Here is an 18,663-nt window from a genome sequence, read left to right on the forward strand (position 1 = left end):
AATGATAATGGTTTGTATTTATATGATGATTTTATGCCCAGCGGCGATGACCGCACCCATCAAGTAAGGCACGATGTGACTGCCCTTCCCCCTCCCATCCAGCCCCGGGAATTGCCATAATGCTGCCTTTTCAACAGGGGGAGTTCCCATGACGACAGCCTTGAAGGCATTCTTAGCAGTCACCGCGCTATTCATTCTGACCGCCTGTAGCCCGGAGGTCGGCAGCGAAGCCTGGTGTGCGGATATGAAAGACAAACCGAAGGGAGACTGGACGACGAACGAAGCCGGCGATTTCGCCAAGCACTGCATTTTCCGTTAAGGCATCGTCTTGCCCGCAACAGGTGTTACTCCCCGTTGCGGGCATGCACGGCTTTCAACGAGACAGCGCCAGTTCCCGCCGAACTGCCCTCGGCGCCCCGGCCGCAAGAACTGCAGCTCCGGCCACACAGACAGCCATGGTCAAGACGATAGGCAGCAGTGAACCACCGCTGAGCGTGGCTGATATCGCGCTGATGGTGCCGGCGATGGTGAATTGCGCCGCGCCCAGCAGGGCGGCTGCGGTGCCGCCCAGGTGCGGAAAAAACTCCAGAGCATTCGCCATGTTGTTGGGCACGATGGCTCCCATGAAGGACACGGCCACGATGATGCAGGCAGCGACAGCCCAGTAGGGCGCGCCGGCCCAGGCACAAAGTACCAGTGCAATAATGGCAACGGTCTGGAGGAGAACGGATATGCGGAGGATGTCGACGCCTTCAAAACGATTCAGTAGCCGGCGGTTCAACAGGTTAACGCAGGCCATCGCGGCGATGTTGGCGGCGAACAGGCCGGAGAACATGGCCTTGGACAGGCCAAACCACTCCTGATAAATAAAAGAAGCGTGGGTAATGAACACCAGCATGGCACTGAAGCATAGCGCCTGGAGACCGATGAACCTCATGGTCACCGGGTGTTTGAGCACCAGCAAATAGTTGGTCACCAGGGTATGAACAGGAGTAGCCTCCCTCTCCGGATTCGGCAGTCGCCGGAACAGGGCAAAGTGCAGGATGATGGCCAGCAACATCGCGTACATCGTCAACATCAGGAAAATCGCCGGCCAGTCACTGATCACCAGCAGCAAAGAACCGATGGAAGGCGCAAGGGCCGGAGCGATAAACATGATGAGCCCGATCAATCCGAACAAGCGGGCCGCCTCGGAGCCCCGGCTCTGGTCACGGACAATAGCCGGCACCGAGACCGCGCAGAACGCGCCGCCGATGCCCTGTACCACCCGCCAGAACAACATCTGGTTTATCGAATCGGCGTGGGCAACCATAAAGGCAGCCCCGGCAAAGATCGACAGCCCACCCAGCAGTACCTGCTGGCGGCCATAGCGGTCCGACAACGGTCCGCCGACAAGCTGCGCCAACCCCAGCGCGGCAACGTAGGCGCTAAGGGTTAACCCGATCTGTCCGTGGGAGACGCCCAAACCATCCGAGATATCCGGAAAGGCCGGCAGGTAGGCGTCCAGTGCCAACGGTCCCAGTGCGACCGTCATTCCCAATAATATCGCCAGCTGTATCTGGGGCATAAAAAAGTGAGAGCTTTGCAGGCGGGAGAATCAAGGATTTTCGTAAAACCACCATTCAGGCAGCCTTGCGGAAATCCTCGATTCTCACCGCCTTGTCACGCTTACGCTTGTACTTGCTTTTATCTTCCACCACCCGCATCTGGTATTTGGGTGTTTTCAGTTCGCGCTTGATGGCGCTTTCCTTGGTGGGCTTTGCCCGCTTTTTCGCCATGGTGATTTCTCCTGTTGACGTTATCATGGGTTCGGGGTGCCAGTTTAGCACCTTCGGTTCACACTTCGGCAAAGGGACTATAAGGGATGTCACTCACACTCTGGCTGACTTTTCTGGTGGCGGCGGTCTTGATCAGCATCTCGCCGGGCGCGGGCGCAGTGAATACCATGAGTAATGGACTCCGCTATGGCGTGAAGCAATCAATGCCCGCCATACTCGGGTTGCAGCTGGGTTATGGTGCCCAGATCCTACTGGTTGGCGCAGGCTTGGGAGCCCTGGTCGCCACCTCCGTGTGGGCATTGGCGGTTATCAAGTGGCTGGGAGTGGCCTACCTGGTCTGGCTAGGCATCCAGAAATGGCGCGAGCCGGTGGTCGAGAGCCTGGTAGACGAACAGCACACGGTGAGCGGACAAAAACGTTTCTGGCAATCGGCTCTGGTCAACCTGACCAACCCCAAGGCCACGGTTTTCCTGGTCGCTCTGTTCCCGCAGTTCCTGATTGCCGGACAACCCCATGGCCCACAACTGATTACTATGGGGACCACCCTCATTCTGGTGGATTGCCTGGTCATGCTGGGCTACGCCCTGCTGGCCAGCCAACTGTTTCGCTTTATGACCACACCACACCGCCAGCGGCAGATGAACCGAGTGTTCGGCGGCCTGTTTGTGACCGCAGCGGTGGCGTTGGCAAGCTTCAAGCGCAGCTGATTTACCAACCATCATGTAGGTAGATCTGTGTAATTGCGCTGGCCGGGTGTCTGGCGTGAAATACCCCCATCCTTCGTTCAGGAGTTCACCATAGTGCTCATTGCCTTGCTTGCCATTTTTGCCGGTCTTGCCCTGCTGGTCTGGAGCGCGGACCGGTTTGTTGAAGGTTCGGCGATCACCGCCGGATATTTTGGTATGCCACCGCTGCTGATCGGGATGGTGGTGGTTGGTTTTGGCACATCCGCGCCGGAGATGGTGGTTTCGGCCCTGGCTGCGTCCCAGGGTAATCCCGGGCTGGCGTTGGGCAACGCCTACGGCTCCAATATCACCAATATCGCACTGATTCTCGGCATCACCGCGGTGATCTCTCCGATTGCCGTGCATTCCCAGGTCATGCGAAAGGAACTGCCCATCCTGATCCTGGTGACGCTTCTGGCGGCCTGGCAGCTTCTGGACGGTTCCCTCAGCCGGCTGGATGCCGTTGGCTTGCTCCTGACTTTTGCCGCACTACTTTCCTGGAGCATCTGGTCAGGAATGAAGAAACCGGATGACCCGCTCGCGGATGAAGTGAGCGCGGAGCTGAAAGCGCATGCCATGCCCATTCGCAAGGCGGTGTTCTGGCTGGTAGCCGGGCTGGTCCTGCTGATCATCAGCTCCCGCATTCTGGTATGGGGTGCGGTGGATCTGGCCACGGCTTTTGGCGTAAGCGATCTGATCATCGGCCTGACCATTGTGGCCGTGGGCACCTCATTACCGGAACTGGCATCGTCGGTCATCGCTGCCCGCAAGGGTGAGCACGATCTGGCACTGGGCAACATCCTGGGATCCAACCTCTTCAACACCCTCGCGGTGGTCGGTATTGCCGGCATGATCTCACCCATGCAGGTAGCCGACGAAGTGCTGGTCCGCGATCTTCCGGTGATGGCCGGACTTACCTTTGCGCTGTTTGTGCTTGGCTATGGCTTCCGTGGTCCGGGCCGGATCAACAGGGTGGAAGGCACCCTGCTAATGGCTTGCTTTATCGGTTATACCGCCTATCTGGTGACCACGACATTCGGGCAGTAACCTGCCCGAATTCGACGATGGCCAAGCCCTAGCGCAACAGGCATTCGCGGCTCAGGGCCTGGCTGAATTTTCTGCGCTGACGCCGCAGACGGTTTCCCCGATCATTACTGTAACCGGCCCGGAGTTGCTGCTGAATTCTGTCCAGTCGCTTCCGGTACCCTTCACACGTCTTCTGCTGGCGCGCATCCGCTTTCTTGCTGGCACCGCCAGAACGCCGGCCCGAGTCTGACCGTTCCAGACTGCGGCTGACCTGTCGATTGATGGTCGTTACCCGGCGGCCCTGCCCGATGTTCTCAGACATAGGCATCACCGAGGGCTCTCGGAGCGTAACGGTATCGTGGTTACGGGCCGGTGGCTGTCGATCGGAAAAGTGCACCACGCCGTCAGTGTCAGTCCAGGTGTAAACACCTGCTGACACCGATGACGCGAATAGTGAAGCAATAAGAAAAGCGGCCACATTCCCTAGCATATGATTCCACTCCCTGTGGTTTCAAAATTGAGCCAGGGACTATAGCAGATGTTATTGGTCCAGTAATTCGATCCAGTGCTGAACCGGCACAGCGGCTTTGGTTTCCAGGTGCATCTGGCAACCAATATTGGCGGTGACGATTCGGTCAGGGTTATCACCGGTCAGTGCCTTGAGTTTGTTATCCAGCAGCTTCTGGCTGAGTTCCGGCTGGAGTACCGAGTATGTGCCCGCTGACCCGCAACACAGGTGCTTGTCTTTGGTGGCTGCGAGGTTCACGCCAGCCCTGGTCAGCACCTGCTCCACCACTCCGTTCTGTTTCATGGCATGTTGCAGGGTACAAGGGCAATGGAACGCCACCTTGCCCGGATTCTGCTGCACTTTGAGCTTGTCCAGATCCTGTTTGAGCAGGAATGCGCCCAGGTCGATGGTCAGTTCACTGACCTTTTTGGCCTTGGCCGCGTATACCGGATCGTCTTTCAGCAGATGGCCGTAGTCCTGCACCATGGCGCCACAGCCAGAGGCAGTCATGATGATGGCTTCAGCGCCGGCTTCAATGGCGGGCCACCAGGCATCGATGTTCTGGCGCATCCGCTCCAGGCCTTTCTCGTGTTCGGAAAGATGGTAGTTCACCGCGCCACAGCAGCCGGCTTCCGGCGCTTCCACCATGGTGATGCCGAGGCGATCGAGCACCCGGGCGGCGGCTGCGTTGGTGTTGGGCGTGGCGGAGGGCTGCACACAACCGGCCAGCGCCAACACAATACGGCTATGACTCGCCACGGGCCACGGGCTGGCTTCTTTTCTGGGCGGTACTTTGGTACGCAGTTTTTCCGGCAACGCCGGGCGGAACAGTTGGCCAAGACGAAGCAGAAGGCCGAAGAGCTTGCGGTTGGGTAGGACGCGCGCCAGTGCCCAGCGCACCCACTTGTCTTTCGGCGGGCGCGGCAATTCTTCTTCCAGCAGGCCGCGGCTGATGTCGACCAGGCGGCCGTACTGGACACCGGAGGGGCAGGTGGTTTCGCAACTGCGGCAGGTCAGGCAGCGGTCCAGGTGTTCGCGGGTCTTTTCGGTGACTTCCTGGCCTTCCAGGAACATTTTCATGAGGTAGATGCGGCCGCGGGGGCCATCGCGCTCGTCATTGAGTTCCTGGTAGGTGGGACAGGTTGCCGTGCAGAATCCGCAGTGGACGCAGGCCCGCAGGATGGATTCGGCCTCCTGCCCTTCTTTGGTGTTGGCAAATTGTTGGACTAAATTGGTTTGCATGGTTTACCTATTCACAACCAGCTGTATAGCCGGCCCGGGTTAAAAATGCCGTCGGGATCGAACGAGTTTTTCACACGGCGCTGTATGCTTTTCAGGGCATCCGGCTGGTGGTGCATCACTTCACCCTCACGGTCGCCGCCACGGAACAGGCTGACCTGTCCGCCGGCGTCTTTCGCCAGTGCTTCCATCTGTTTCATCTCGGCATCGCCCCGATACCAGCGCTGGGAGCCAGCCCAGTCAATCAACCAGGGGCCATCGAGTGTCGGGTTCGCGGCGGTGGAGCCGACGGAGAAGCGCCATAGCGGGTCGTCGCCGGTGAAAAAGTCGTGCTGCATGTCCTGGATCTGGCGCCAGAACTGGTCGCCGTTTTCCATCACCTCGCCGGACCATTTCCGGGCGGTGGCCTCCACGGCCGAGCGGGCGCCGGACAGTCGCAGATAGACCTTGCCGTCGAGCCAGCAGGCGGCGGTGATGGGCTTGGGTTCGGCCGCACGGCTGTTCATGTAGCGGATGACCTCGTCCACTGCCATCTCCTGAACCAGGGTCAGGGTGGCGGCGGGTTTGGGCATGACTTTCATGCTGATTTCGGTGAGCACCCCCAGGGTGCCCATGGCGCCGGCCTGGAGTCGGGAGACGTCGTAGCCAGCAACGTTTTTCATCACTTGCCCGCCAAAACGCAGATGTTCGCCTTTGCCGTTGATCAGTCGCACACCCAGCACCTGGTCACGCACGGAGCCGGCCCAAGGACGGCCGGGGCCGGAGAGGTTGCAGGCCAGGGTTCCGCCAATGGTGGAGGCTTCCCCGAAGTGCGGGGGCTCGAAGTGCAGGGCCTGCCCTTCTTCCGCCAGCGTGGCTTCGATTTCGGTCAGCGTGGTGCCGGCACGCACGGTGAGTACCAGTTCCACCGGGTGGTAGTCGACGATTCCGGTGTGTTCACCCACGTTCAGGGTGCTGGCATCCGGATCGGCGGCGCGGCCCATGAAGGCCTTGGTTCCGCCGCCGACAACGTTAAGTTTGCGCCCACTGTCGCGGGCCTGGAGCACTTGCTCCCGGAGTGTCTGGAGATGATCAGCCATGGGCGGCTTCCGTATGGTCGTGCTTGTGTAGTTTGTACTCGAGTGAGCGGTATTCCTGGCAGAAACGCAGAGCCGGGACGCCCTTGCCGGGATTCAGGATGCCCATCGGATCGAACGCGGCTTTGATGTCGTGGAACTGCTGCAACTCTTCATCGTTGAACTGCACCGCCATCTGGCGGACTTTCTCCACCCCCACACCATGTTCTCCGGTAATGCAGCCCCCGACTTCCACGCATAGGGAAAGGATGCTGCTGCCGAAGGCTTCGGTGCGTTCGAACTCGCCGGGTACGTTGGCATCGAACAGGATCAGTGGGTGCAGGTTGCCATCGCCGGCATGAAATACGTTGGCCACCCGCAGGCCGAATTCTTCCGACATTTTCTCCATCTCGGTCAGCACATGGGCGATTTCACGGCGGGGAATGGTGCCATCCATGCAATAGTAGTCCGGCGATATGCGGCCCACCGCCGGGAACGCCGATTTACGTCCTTTCCATAGCAACGCGCGCTCCTCTTCACTCTGGGAGGTGCGAACCGAGGTGGCCCCCAGCTTGCGGAAGACCTCTTCCGCTTCAGCAATGTGCTCGTGGACTTCCTCCTCAGTACCGTCCACTTCGCACAGCAGCAAGGCTTTGGCATCCCTTGGGTAACCGGCCTGGGCAAAATCATCGGCGGCGATAATGGCGTGGCCATCCATCATTTCCAGGCCACCGGGAATGATGCCGTGAGCGATGATGCCGCCCACCGCGTCACCGCCTTTCTGCACGCTGTCAAAGCCGGCCATGACCACCTGGGCCACTTCCGGCTTGGGCAATAGTTTGACTTTTACTTCGGTGACCACGCCAAGCAAGCCTTCGGAGCCGGTCATCAGAGCCAACAAGTCCATGCCACAGACATCCAGACCGTCACTGCCAACGGTGACCAGGTCTCCTTCGGCCGTCACCATTTCCACGCTCAGAATGTTGTGTACGGTCAGCCCATACTTCAGGCAGTGAACGCCGCCGGAGTTTTCCGCGACATTGCCGCCAATGGTGCAGGCAATCTGTGACGATGGATCCGGCCCATAATAAAGCCCATACTGGGCCGCTTCCTCACTGATGGCGAGGTTGCGCACGCCCGGTTGCAGCCTGGCGGTACGCGCCAAAGGATCAATATCGATGATGCGATTGAACTTGGCCAGCGACAGCACCACGCCCTCTTTGTTCGGCATTGCACCGGCACTGAGCCCCGTGCCCGCACCACGGGCCACCACCGGTACTGCGTTTTCGTTACAGATACGCATTACCCGCTGTACCTGTTCGACGGTTTCCGGCAGCACCACCAGCAAAGGCATCTCGCAATACATGGACATGCCGTCGCATTCATAGGGCTTCATGGTTTCGTCATCAGTGATGACGTATTCCGGGTCGATAAACGTCCGGAACTGCTCCGCCAGTTCGGCTTTGCTGACTTTCGGATTGATGGTCATATCAGTCTCTGGGTATGTGTCGCTTTAGCTGTGACAGCCATTAACCGCGTTTGGTTTCAAAGTGGTCAATTCCAGCCTGGGCACAGTCCATGTCCTGCTGTGGGGTACCGGAACTCAGGCCGATACCGCCCACCACTTCGCCGTCAACCATCACCGGTAGTCCGCCACCGACGGAACTGAGACGGCCGCCCACTTCGGTATGAATGCCGAACGCGAGGCTGCCAGGCACGTTAACCTTGTTGTACTCGTGGGTGGCTTTCTTTGCGGCAGCGGCGGTAAACGCTTTGTCCTGCGCGATGGTCACGCTGGTTATCTTGCCGCCGTCCATTCGTTCGAAAGCAATCAGGTTGCCGGACTCGTCCACGACAGCAATACACATAGGCACGCCAAGTTCATGAGCTTTTTGCGCCGCCCCCTCAATCAGGAGTCTCGCATCCACCAGGTCCAATCGATTGATCGTTAACATACTTGGTCGCTCCCATATCAGTCAGGTGAAGTCGCTCGGGTGTTTTGATGCCCTAACGCCCGGTCTGTTTCCATAGTCCGGATCACACACAGGTTAGTCCAGATTATTGAACACTGGTCTGACCAGTTTTTGGGGACTATGCTGTCAGGTAAAATAACTCTAGTTCATTTCTATGTAGCAGCTACTGTATTGATTGGAACAAGGCAGGTTATGGCTCAATCGGAAGACATCTCTTTTCGGCTGGAACAGCTGATTCTCGATGGGGGGCTGGCACCCGGTCAGAAAATCCCATCAGAACGGCAGTTGGCATTTCGGCTCGGGGTATCCCGGGCCCTTGTCCGTGAAGCACTACATGAGCTGCAGGGCCGCGGGGTGATCAAAACCTATCACGGCAAGGGATCGTTCGTGGCCAGCATGTTGCCAGGCAGCCCCGAAGCGGATGACAGCAACCCTCTGATGCACCTGTATTCCGATCACTCCCGCACGCTTTACGATTTGCTCGAGGTACGTGAACAGTTGGAAGGCCAGGCGGCCTACCTGGCGGCGCAAAGAGCCACCAACATGGACCGGATACGGATTACCCGCGCGTTCGAACGCCTGGGAGAGACCGATCCACTCAGCAACGCCGAACCCGACCATGGTTTCCATCAGGCGATTGTGGAAGCCTCCCATAACCCGGTCCTGGTTCACATTCTGAATGGGCTAAAGAAAATGATGCTGCTGACTGTCCAGGCTTCAGTGGCCAACCTGAACCCTCGTGAGGAAATGCGGCAATCCATTATGAAACAACATCGTCGCCTGTATCGGGCCATTATTTCCGGCCGGGCCACCGCAGCGCAAAAAGCAGCAACATCCCACGTCAGGTTTGTCATTACATCCCTGAAACACCTTGAAGAGGAAGGGGCATCGGTCACTCGCCCGACCGATGCAAAAAGCTTGCATTGCTCAAACAGTGCGACACAATGATTTGACGGTATCTGTTGTGATTCTCGGCAAAACCCTTCGTAAAGGGTATTGATTTCCGATGTCACAGTCCGTAAAACATGCGCCTTTGAATGACAGCCTCAGGAGTCGCCCATGGCGGAACAAGCGCCTTTGATCTGCAGGGATATTCACAAGACCTTTGACCAGCTTGAAGTGCTCAAGGGTATCTCATTGGAAACCCGTAAAGGTGATGTGGTCTCCCTGATCGGCAGTTCCGGCTCCGGGAAGAGTACCTTCCTGCGCTGTATCAACATGCTTGAAATCCCGACCTCCGGCGACATTATCGTGCACGGCGATCCAATCCGGTTCACCAAAAACCGCAAGGGTGAGCGCATTCCCGCCGATAACAAGCAGGTTGAATTGATCCGCGCCAAGCTGTCCATGGTCTTCCAGAGCTTCAATCTCTGGTCCCATATGACCGTACTGGAAAACATCATCGAAGCACCCGTCAACGTTCTCAAGGTTCCCAAAAAGGAAGCCATCGAGCGCGCCGAGGCGTACCTGAACAAGGTCGGAATCTACGAGCGAAAGGATTACTACCCGGCCCAGATGTCGGGCGGTCAGCAACAACGGGCGGCGATTGCACGCGCGCTGGCCATGGAACCCGAGGTCATGCTGTTTGACGAGCCGACATCAGCGCTGGATCCTGAGCTGGTCGGCGAAGTACTGAAGGTGATGCAAAGCCTGGCCGAGGAAGGCCGAACCATGATCGTGGTCACCCACGAAATGGCATTTGCAAGGGATGTGTCAACTCAGGTCCTGTTCTTGCATCAGGGCGTGATTGAGGAACAGGGTACACCCGATAAAGTGTTTGGCAACCCGGACTCGGAACGCATGAAACAGTTCCTGGCTCCCAAGTTCTGACGCTCGGTGCTATCTTGAACCGGTGAAGAAATAAAAAGTTGGAACCAAAAGCTTCCATCAAAAATAAAGCCCACAAGGCAAACCACTGGAGAAGTGACACATGAAAAAACTGATCGTTGCAGCAATCTGCGCCCTGGCCATGATTACCGGCGTGGCCCAGGCTCAGGAACGTAACCTCCGCATTGCATTCGATGTGCCCTACGAGCCGTTCGAATACAAGGACGAAAATGGCGAGCTGACTGGCTTCGAAGTCGAACTGGCAGAAGCCATGTGTGAAGAAATGAACGCCAACTGCGAATTCGTTATCCAGGCATGGGACGGCATGATTCCGGGTCTGCTGGCCCGCAAATTCGACCTGATCATGTCTTCCATGTCCATCACTCCGGAGCGTGCCGAGCGCGTTCTGTTCTCCGAGCCATACTACAACACGCCGGGTGGCTGGTTCGGTCCTGAAGACTTTAATACCGACGTCACCGACATGGACGCCATGAAAGGCAAAACCGTAGGCGTTCAGCGTGGCACGACCATGGACACCTACGTTACCGAAAACATGGGCGGCGTTGTCACCATCAAGCGCTACACCACAGCGGATGATATGGTTCTGGATCTGGAAGGTCAGCGTCTGGACGTTGTGTTCGTGGACTACCCGGTGGGTGAGCAGACCGTTCTGAGCAAGGAAGGCTTCAAGGAAGTGGCTGAGCCGGTCAAACTGGGTGAAGGCGTGGGTGTTGCCATGCGCAAGCGTGACAAGGACTTGGCCGAAGAAGTGAACGCAGCCCTGGCCACCCTGAAAGAAGATGGTACCTATGACACCATCATGAAGAAGTACTTCGCTTACGACATCAAAATGTAAAATGCTTCGGGGCGGCCACAACGGCCGCCCTCTGCTTACCGGACGTTCCCATGCTCGATTTGAAAGGCTATGGCCCGGCCCTGTTGGAAGGGGCGGTCGTCACCATTGAACTGGCCTTCCTCTCACTGGCTCTCGCCGTTGCCCTCGGTCTGATCGGTGCCTCTGCCAAACTATCAAATAGCCGGGCGGCCAAAGGGATCGCCACCGCCTACACCACACTGATCCGGGGAGTTCCGGACCTGGTGATGATGTTACTGTTTTACTATGGCGGGCAGGTCGTCGTGAACATGATCTCGGATTATGTCTGGGACGCTTACGAAATCGATTTTTTCTTTCAGTTCGATCCGTTCATCTCCGGGGTAATCACGATCGGGCTGATTTTCGGTGCTTATATGACGGAAACCTTCCGCGGGGCATTCCTGGCGGTGGAATCCGGGCAGATTGAAGCCGCCCGCGCCTATGGCTTCACGCGCTGGCACACCTTCCGCAGGATCATGTTTCCGCAGATGCTGCGCCATGCCCTGCCGGGGATCGGCAACAACTGGCAGGTACTGCTGAAGACCACGGCCCTGGTGTCCATTATCGGGTTGACAGATATGGTCCGCGTGGCCGAGGAAGCCGCCAAGGCGGAGCGGATGCCGTTCCACTTTTTCATTCCGGTGGCCTTTGTGTACCTGACCCTGACAGCCGGCTCGGAATTGTTTATCAAGTGGCTCAACAAACGGGCCAACGTCGGCGTGGTTCAGGAGGGTTAAGTGATGCCAGACTTTATTGCCCAGTGGCTGAACCAGAACGAAATCTTTACCGCCATGACCATCATGGAATACTGGGAGGGGCTGGTTACGACGGTTCACCTGGTGTTTCTGTCCCTGGTAATCGGTTTGGTGGTTGCCATCCCGCTGGCGATTCTACGCACGGTCAGGAATCCGTTTGTCTCGGGCCCGGTATGGCTTTACACCTACCTGTTCCGTGGCACGCCGCTGCTGATACAGCTTTATATTATTTACTACGGACTGGCGCAGATTGAGGGTATCCAGGAAACTTTCTGGTGGGAGATTTTCCGCGAGCCCTTTTACCCTGCTCTGTTGGCGTTCACGCTGAATACGGCAGCTTATACTACGGAAATTATCCGCGGCGCCATTGTGTCGACGCCCCATGGTGAGATTGAGGCGGCGAAGGCCTATGGCATGAACTGGTTCCTGCGCATGCGGCGTATTGTGTTGCCGAGTGCGGCGCGGCGGGCGGTGCAGGCGTACTCGAATGAGGTGATTTTCATGCTTCACGCGAGTGCCATTGCCAGTGTGGTGACCATTGTGGATCTGACCGGTGCTGCCCGGAACATCTACTCGCGGTTTTATGCGCCGTTCGATGCTTTCCTGTTTGTGGCGCTGCTGTACATGCTGCTGACCTTTGCGCTGGTGTTTGCGTTCCGCAAGCTGGAGAATCATTTGCTGAAGCATCAGCGGCCTGTCGGTTCCTGACAACTTCCACCTTGGGTGTCCGGGCGAGCCGCCTCGAGTATTGGTGCATGGTCAGCCGGCGGGACCGCCTCCCGGGAACCGCTACGAGCACATCCATGTGCGCTTCTTTCAGGCCGTCCATGGCCTTCAAGATTCCCGGGAGGCAGCCCCGCTGGCTGACCTCAGACTCTTTACGGGGATTCGATGAAAACCAGTGATTATCTCTTTGATGCTCATCCCGGCTGGTTGGACCATACGCTCGCCAACTATGCAAATTCACTTCCCGAAGTTAAAACCCAACTTCCCGATGGCACTCACGCCATTCGTCGGGCCGTTGGGGTTCTCGAACTGCGCCCTCCTGCCGATCGCCCTAATCCCAATCAAGAAGCACTGATCGTTTCCGCCGGGGTCCACGGCAACGAAACTGCTCCCATTGAGGTGTTGAACGGTCTGGTGACGGAGTTGTTGGACGGGCGATGGCCGCTAGCCTGTCCGGTGCTGCTGATTCTGGGCAATCCGCCAGCCATGGTGGCCGGTGAGCGGTTTGTTGATGTAAATATGAATCGACTGTTCCATGGCGCGCATGGGAAAGAAGCTTACCAGGGGCTGCCGGAGGCTGCCCGGGCTCAGTTTCTGGAGGAAACCTGCCGGCAGTTTGCGACGTTGTATCCGTACGATCTGTGTCACTACGATCTGCATACGGCGATTCGGCCGTCCCGACGGGAGAAGTTTGCGTTGTATCCGTTTGTGGCCGGACGGGAAGTGCCCCAGGCGCAGTGTGAATTTTTGCTGGAGGCGGGGGTTGAGACGTTGCTGCTGCAGCACCGTGAGGGCACGACGTTTTCGTCGTTTTCGTCTTCTGTGCTGAAGGCGGAGAGTTTTACGGTGGAGCTGGGGAAGGTCCGGCCTTTTGGTCAGAACGATCTGTCCCGGTTCACCGGTATCGGCGATGCGCTGCGTCGTCGTATGCGCGGGCTGTCACCGGTTAAGCCAAAACCGCCTTGTGACCATCTGGCAGTATTCGAGGTGGTGCATGAGATCATCAATACCGGCAACAGTTTCCGTTTCCACGTTCCCGATGATGTCGCCAATTTCACCGAGTACGCTCCAGGCACGTTGATCTGGGAAGATGCGGAGACGGAGTATCGGGTGGGTCCTTCGCCGGAATCGATTGTGTTTCCCAACCGGGATGTGCCGGTGGGGCAACGGGTCGGGCTGCTGATCAGGCCCCGGCAAACGCTCGGGGCCTGATCCCGCCGACAGCTGTTTATGCCGGCGCGTTCTCGGGTTCGGCGACCTTGCAGTGGATGACCTTACTGCAGACCGAGGGGATGACCAGCAAGGTCAGTACGGTGGAGGCCAGCAGGCCGGAGATAATGGCCCAGGCCATGGGTGGCCACAGCGTGGAGCTGGAGAATGCCAACGGCAACAGGCCGGCCACGGTGGTCGCTGTCGTCAGCAGGATCGGCCGCGTGCGCTGTTCCACTGCCGTGCGTACTGCCTCTCGAATGCCCTCACCTTTTTCCAGCTGTCGATCCATCACGTCCAGCAGCACGATGGCGTTGTTCACCACAATCCCCACCAGGGCAATCACCCCAAGCAGTGACTGGAACCCGAACGGTGAGCCGGACAGCACCAGACCGGGGAAGATGCCCACCGTCGCCAGTGGAACTGTGAGCAGTATGATGCCCACACGGCGGAAGGAGTTGAACTGGATCAACAGGAAGAACAACAGCAATATGCCGATGGGAGCGGTGGTCAGCAGGGCATTGTTGGCATCATCGGAGCCTTCCGCGTCCCCGCCCATACCCAGGCGCGTTCCCGCGGGCAGCGGGTTTTCTGCCAGTGCTGCCTCCAGTCCCTGCAAGGCCTGACTGAAACTGTAACCGGTCAGCAAATTAGCGGTGACGGTATTCATCCGCACGCCATTGCGAAGGTAGCGCGCCGCCGGTTCCCAGGAGGTTTTCACCGATGTCACTGCGGACAGGGGTACGGCATCGCCCTGGTCGTTGTATATATTGATCGACAACAGGCGCGACAGCGACAGGCTGGTGCCTTCCCGGGAGCGCAACACCAGGGGAATGGGGTCTTCTTCCTGACGGTACTGTTCCGCGACTACGCCAAAACTCTGACCGTACAGTCCCTGGGCCACATCGGAGCGGTTGATGCCGTAGCGAGCTGCGCTGGCGTCGTCCACGTTGATAGAGATACTGGGCACACCAATATCCAGGTCATGGCGCACGTCTACCGTGCCTCTCACCTGTCGCAGCGCGGAAAACACTTGTTCCACCGCTTCCGCCCGAGTGTCGTCGTCCGCGTGGTAGACCCTGATTTCCACCGGTGCCGCCCTTGGTGGTCCCTGCCCGAGGATGCCGACCGACAGATTCAGCTCCGGCAGATGGTTATTGGCGTATTCACGGATCCAGGGAATCAGTTCCGTGGTGTCAGCCAGCGTCGGTGTTGACACCACAATGCGACCCCGGTTGGGTGCCTGGGGCGAACGCTGCAGGTTGTAATAGAAACTCGGTCCGGTGAAGCCGGTGAAGCGGTGAATCTGTATGGCCTCCGGTCGCTTGCGGATGGCCCGTTCGAGATCGGCGGCCACGGCTGAGGTACGCTCCTGATCGGTGCCTTCCGGCATATAGAGCTCCACGATGACCTGTGGCCGGTCAGCATTGGGGAAGAACTGCTGTTTCATGAAGGGGGTCAACGCCAGGCTGACAAGCACCAGGACCAGGCCCGCCAGCATCAGCTTTCCGGGGATGCGATACACCAATCCACCCAGGAATCGGGCCAATCCTACCAGGCGATCCTGCCCCGTCGCCCTGCGGGGCTTGAGAAAGCGTGCAGCCAGCAGGGGCACGGCGGAGATGGCCAACAGATAGCTGACGGACAACGTCAGCATGATCATCACCGGCACACCCCGGGTAAAATCTGCGGTCCCACCCTTGGACAATAACAATGGCGCAAAAGCCGCCAGGGTGGTCCCGGTGGAGGCACCGAGGGGGCCGGCCAGTTCCCGGACCGATTGCTTGAGGGCATCCAGCCGGCGCATGCCGCTATCCAGGTGCCCCTGGATGCTCTCGACGATCACGATGGCGTTATCGATCAGGATACCGAGGGAGATCACCATACCAATCACGGCGATCTGGTGCAGTACGCCACCGCCGAGGTCATAAAGGCCGATACTGATCAACGCGACCATCGGCAGGATGGAGGCCACCAGAATCCCCATGCGAATGCCCATGCCGGTGAACACCACCGCAACAATAATGAGCACAGACAACACCAGGCTCCAGGCCAGGTTATCCAGGCGCTGCTCCACCTTGTCCGGCTGGAAGAACATTTCACGTATCTGGTAGGGAGCAAAGTCTCCCCGAATGGTATCCAGCCGCTCCCTTACCCGTTCACCAAAGCGGATGGCGTCGGTGGAATCTTCCTCCATGATGACGGAAACCAGCACCACCCGCTCACCGTCAAACCAGGTCTCGGGCTGACGCGGCTCTTCCGGGCCTCGCCACACCTCGGCTGCTGCGGCCAGCGGTACCTGAGAACCATCCGGTAGCTCAATAGGGGTCGCCCGTATAGCATCGATATCCGCAAACTCGCTGTTGGGCAATACCGACATCCGTCGGCCATCCACCACTACAAAGCCGCCGGGGATGGTCTGATTACGACGGGCCAGAGTATCCATGACCCGGGCCGGAGAAATGCCAAGGCGGAACATGGCCGCGTCATCCAGGGCCAGGGTAATCTGCTCGTCGGCATCCCCTTCCAGTTCAATTCTGGAAACGCCGGGTATGTCGGACAGATTCTGCTTCAGGCGTTCCGCCACTTTACTTAACTCGGTCACTGAGGTGGCGCCGCCCACCGCCAGCACGATGGCGGGAATATCGATCAGCCGATCATCCAGAGCCATTTGCCCAACATCAGCGGGGAATTCGAGCCGCGCCCGATCCATGGCCTGACGCACCCGGTCCCAGGCAGAATCGGTGTCGTATATGGTGTCATTGAGACGAACCCGGACAATGGCCACACCGGTTCGCGCGGTGGATTGGGTGAAATCGACCTCCTCCACCTGGCGCAACTCATCCGTCAGGGGATTCAGCACCAGACGTTCTACGGCATCCGCACTGGCACCCGGGTAATTCACGGTCACCATACCGGCGCGATAGGGGAATGACGGATCTTCCTGCCTTGGCATGGTGCTGTAGGCGGCGATTCCCAACAGGCAAAGCATGGTCACCACCATGCCCAGCAAACGCTGGTAGTTCAGCAGGCGGGGAGGCATCAGTGCACCTCCACAGCGTCACCATCGGTTACCCGTGTCATGCCCGCGTAAATGACCTGATCGCCCGCTTCAAGGCCGTCGGCGTCCACCACTACACGTTCACCAATCACCCGCTGGACACTGACAGGTACACGGCGAGCCACGCCATCCGACACCCGAAACACGCTGGCACCACTGGGAGATTTCATGACCGACAGCAATGGAACCGTGGTCGCCACCACCTCAGTCGGCGTAATACCAACCTCAACCGGCTCCCCCGGCTCCAGGGTATCAGCGGGCAGGCTCACCAACACCGGATGCAGCTCGCCCCGCACGCCTCCTGCCTGTGCAATTTCAACAACGGAACCGGTTTCCGGCGCCCGGTTCCGGTCCTGCACGGACCAGACCGGCAGCAGTTGCCCCAGACTGACATGGCCCAACATATAGGCCGGCACCCGGACTTCCACTTCCCGACCGTTGGGAGAAGACAACCGTATCACCGGCTGCCCCGCAGCCACGAACTCATCCCGTTCAACCAGTACGGCCTCCACGCGGCCGTTAAACGGGGCCCTCAGCACACTCTCTTCCAGCAATCGCGATGCCTCCGCCAGTGAGGCGCGAGCCGTGGCGACACTGGCCCGCAGGCCATCACGACGGGCAGCGATCTGCTCCAGAGTCTGCTCGGAAACCACGCCCCGTTCGTGCAATCGGCTGGAACGCTCCCACTCCCGCTTTGCCTGATCGTACTGGGTATTCAACTCGTCGAGTCGTGCGCGGGCCGAATCACGGGCCGGTTCCAGGGCCGGGTTATACACCCGGGCCAGCAAATCGCCCTTGGCAACTTCCTGCCCCAGCTCAACATCACGTTCACGCAGGGTTCCGCTCACCTGGAAGGTCAGGGTCGCTCTCTGGGTGGCACGGATAATCCCGGAGAACCTCAAGGGAATACCTTCGGTCTGGCCACCCGCCACTTCCGCAGTCCGAACAGAGACTGTGTGAACGACGCTCTCGGGAGACGCTTCCTGGGATTTGCAGCCCGCCATGATCAGCACGGCGGCCGCGATCAGAAAAGGTTTAATGATGATTCGATTCGGATTCATGACCAGCCCTTCCTTCCGTGTTCGTGATGTTTGTCTGCCCCGAAATCCCTGGAAGCAATCGTTGTTAACAGACATAATGTCATTCTTTGACAAATTGTCAATAATCGGTTTTTATCTATCATAAGGTAAGATGACTGAGTAGTTCCCCACCGACCGGACACGAGAATGAGCGAGAAGTTGAAAACACGCAGGGAGCGGGAAAAGCAGGCCCGTTACGACGCTATCCTGGACGCCGCTGAACTGGTTTTCTCGGAGAAGGGTTACGACCGCACGTCCATGGATGATATAGCCCGCACCGCCAGCCTGAGCCGGGCTCTGCTGTACGTGTACTTCAAGGACAAGGCGGCCATCCAGCGAGGCATCATGCTGCGTGCAGGCCAAAGCCTGTGCCGCCGTTTTGAGCAGGCGCGAGACAGTGCCACCACGGGGCTGGCGCAGATCACTGCCATGGGGGAGGCCTACTACCACTTTTACCTGGAAGAACCGGACTACTTTTCAGCCATGACCAAGGCGTCCACCGCCATGACGGAAGCGGACGAACAACAGGCCATGGATATGCTGTGCTCGAAATCCGAGCTGATGGAGCTGATGGAGGGGGCCATTCGTCTGGGCCTCGAGGATGGTACGATGAACCGCGATCGTATCCATGATCCAGTGGAGACAGCTCTTTACCTGCGTGGAGCGTTACACGGCGTCATCTTGCTGTGTCAAAGCGAAATGGCCGAGAGTGGCCAGGTGGAGAAATTCTCCGCGGAGTCCCTGATCCGTCACACCATGGAGATGCTGACGTCTTCTATTGCTTCTTAAAGAATATTGTCGGATTAGCCGCAGGCGTAATCCGACAAA

General features: G+C 58.4%; 19 protein-coding genes. 10 read left to right on the plus strand and 9 right to left on the minus strand.

Going from position 1 to position 18,663, the window contains the following annotated elements; genetic code table 11:
* Positions 1-148: 148 nt before the first annotated feature.
* Positions 149-319, plus strand: coding sequence for a DUF3012 domain-containing protein (locus tag EHN06_RS16910; RefSeq protein ID WP_164735625.1), 171 nt, complete (start codon positions 149-151; stop codon positions 317-319).
* Between the two features lie 54 nt (positions 320-373).
* Here the strand turns inward: EHN06_RS16910 and EHN06_RS16915 are convergent, their stop codons facing one another.
* Together EHN06_RS16915 and EHN06_RS21215 are read right to left on the minus strand one after the other, a co-directional pair.
* Positions 374-1,567, minus strand: a complete 1,194-nt coding sequence (locus tag EHN06_RS16915) for a multidrug effflux MFS transporter (protein ID WP_127333687.1) — start codon at positions 1,565-1,567, stop codon at positions 374-376.
* 55 nt (positions 1,568-1,622) lie between these two features.
* Entirely contained in the window at positions 1,623-1,778 is a 156-nt protein-coding gene (locus EHN06_RS21215) for a hypothetical protein (protein ID WP_164735626.1), read from the minus strand.
* A 116-nt stretch (positions 1,779-1,894) separates the two neighbouring features.
* Between EHN06_RS21215 and rhtB the strand changes: the two genes are divergently transcribed.
* Both rhtB and EHN06_RS16925 read left to right on the plus strand, forming a co-directional pair.
* Positions 1,895-2,485 (plus strand): homoserine/homoserine lactone efflux protein, encoded by a 591-nt coding sequence (rhtB, locus tag EHN06_RS16920; protein WP_228257494.1) that lies wholly within the window; start codon positions 1,895-1,897, stop codon positions 2,483-2,485.
* Between the two features lie 93 nt (positions 2,486-2,578).
* Complete coding sequence (locus EHN06_RS16925) at positions 2,579-3,550, plus strand: calcium/sodium antiporter (protein WP_127333689.1); 972 nt, start codon at positions 2,579-2,581, stop codon at positions 3,548-3,550.
* Positions 3,551-3,578: 28 nt separating this feature from the next.
* Here EHN06_RS16925 and EHN06_RS16930 read toward each other — a convergent pair whose 3' ends face one another.
* The 5 genes from EHN06_RS16930 to EHN06_RS16950 are packed head-to-tail and all read right to left on the minus strand — an operon-like array spanning position 3,579 to position 8,286.
* On the minus strand, positions 3,579-4,019 hold the full coding sequence (locus tag EHN06_RS16930) for a DUF4124 domain-containing protein (RefSeq protein ID WP_228257336.1): 441 nt from the start codon (positions 4,017-4,019) through the stop codon (positions 3,579-3,581).
* 51 nt (positions 4,020-4,070) lie between these two features.
* The gene (gene glcF / locus EHN06_RS16935; RefSeq protein WP_127333690.1) at positions 4,071-5,279 is read right to left on the minus strand and encodes a glycolate oxidase subunit GlcF; all 1,209 of its coding nucleotides are present in this window, start codon (positions 5,277-5,279) and stop codon (positions 4,071-4,073) included.
* Positions 5,280-5,290: 11 nt separating this feature from the next.
* The gene (gene glcE, locus EHN06_RS16940) at positions 5,291-6,355 is read right to left on the minus strand and encodes a glycolate oxidase subunit GlcE (protein ID WP_127333691.1); all 1,065 of its coding nucleotides are present in this window, start codon (positions 6,353-6,355) and stop codon (positions 5,291-5,293) included.
* Positions 6,348-7,820, minus strand: a complete 1,473-nt coding sequence (locus tag EHN06_RS16945) for an FAD-linked oxidase C-terminal domain-containing protein (protein ID WP_127333692.1) — start codon at positions 7,818-7,820, stop codon at positions 6,348-6,350. Before EHN06_RS16945 ends, glcE begins: the two co-directional genes overlap by 8 nt.
* A 40-nt stretch (positions 7,821-7,860) precedes the next feature.
* Complete coding sequence (locus tag EHN06_RS16950; protein WP_127333693.1) at positions 7,861-8,286, minus strand: GlcG/HbpS family heme-binding protein; 426 nt, start codon at positions 8,284-8,286, stop codon at positions 7,861-7,863.
* Between the two features lie 210 nt (positions 8,287-8,496).
* Here EHN06_RS16950 and EHN06_RS16955 point away from each other — a divergent pair, with 210 nt between their 5' ends.
* The 6 genes from EHN06_RS16955 to EHN06_RS16980 all read left to right on the plus strand — a co-directional run bounded on the left by EHN06_RS16955 (position 8,497) and on the right by EHN06_RS16980 (position 13,698).
* Positions 8,497-9,252, plus strand: a complete 756-nt coding sequence (locus EHN06_RS16955; RefSeq protein WP_127333694.1) for an FCD domain-containing protein — start codon at positions 8,497-8,499, stop codon at positions 9,250-9,252.
* A gap of 111 nt (positions 9,253-9,363) precedes the next feature.
* The gene (locus EHN06_RS16960) at positions 9,364-10,134 is read left to right on the plus strand and encodes an ABC transporter ATP-binding protein (protein ID WP_127333695.1); all 771 of its coding nucleotides are present in this window, start codon (positions 9,364-9,366) and stop codon (positions 10,132-10,134) included.
* A gap of 100 nt (positions 10,135-10,234) precedes the next feature.
* Entirely contained in the window at positions 10,235-10,987 is a 753-nt protein-coding gene (locus EHN06_RS16965) for an ABC transporter substrate-binding protein (protein ID WP_127333696.1), read from the plus strand.
* A 50-nt stretch (positions 10,988-11,037) separates the two neighbouring features.
* Entirely contained in the window at positions 11,038-11,742 is a 705-nt protein-coding gene (locus EHN06_RS16970) for an ABC transporter permease (protein ID WP_127333697.1), read from the plus strand.
* 3 nt (positions 11,743-11,745) lie between these two features.
* Positions 11,746-12,468 carry an ABC transporter permease gene (locus EHN06_RS16975; protein ID WP_127333698.1) on the plus strand — a complete coding sequence of 241 codons (723 nt, stop codon included), beginning with the start codon at positions 11,746-11,748 and terminating at the stop codon, positions 12,466-12,468.
* Between the two features lie 183 nt (positions 12,469-12,651).
* Positions 12,652-13,698: a succinylglutamate desuccinylase gene (locus tag EHN06_RS16980; protein WP_127333699.1), complete on the plus strand. Its 1,047-nt coding sequence runs from the start codon at positions 12,652-12,654 to the stop codon at positions 13,696-13,698.
* Between the two features lie 16 nt (positions 13,699-13,714).
* On the opposite strand, the gene EHN06_RS16985 is transcribed toward EHN06_RS16980, so the two are convergent.
* Both EHN06_RS16985 and EHN06_RS16990 read right to left on the minus strand, forming a co-directional pair.
* Positions 13,715-16,738: an efflux RND transporter permease subunit gene (locus tag EHN06_RS16985; protein ID WP_127333700.1), complete on the minus strand. Its 3,024-nt coding sequence runs from the start codon at positions 16,736-16,738 to the stop codon at positions 13,715-13,717.
* Positions 16,738-17,817, minus strand: a complete 1,080-nt coding sequence (locus EHN06_RS16990) for an efflux RND transporter periplasmic adaptor subunit (protein ID WP_127333701.1) — start codon at positions 17,815-17,817, stop codon at positions 16,738-16,740. Before EHN06_RS16990 ends, EHN06_RS16985 begins: the two co-directional genes overlap by 1 nt.
* 165 nt (positions 17,818-17,982) lie before the next feature.
* On the opposite strand from EHN06_RS16990, the gene EHN06_RS16995 reads away from it, so the two are divergent.
* Positions 17,983-18,624, plus strand: coding sequence for a TetR/AcrR family transcriptional regulator (locus EHN06_RS16995; protein WP_127333702.1), 642 nt, complete (start codon positions 17,983-17,985; stop codon positions 18,622-18,624).
* Positions 18,625-18,663: the final 39 nt, after the last annotated feature.

It is taken from the genome of Marinobacter sp. NP-4(2019) (assembly GCF_003994855.1).
Lineage (GTDB): Bacteria > Pseudomonadota > Gammaproteobacteria > Pseudomonadales > Oleiphilaceae > Marinobacter.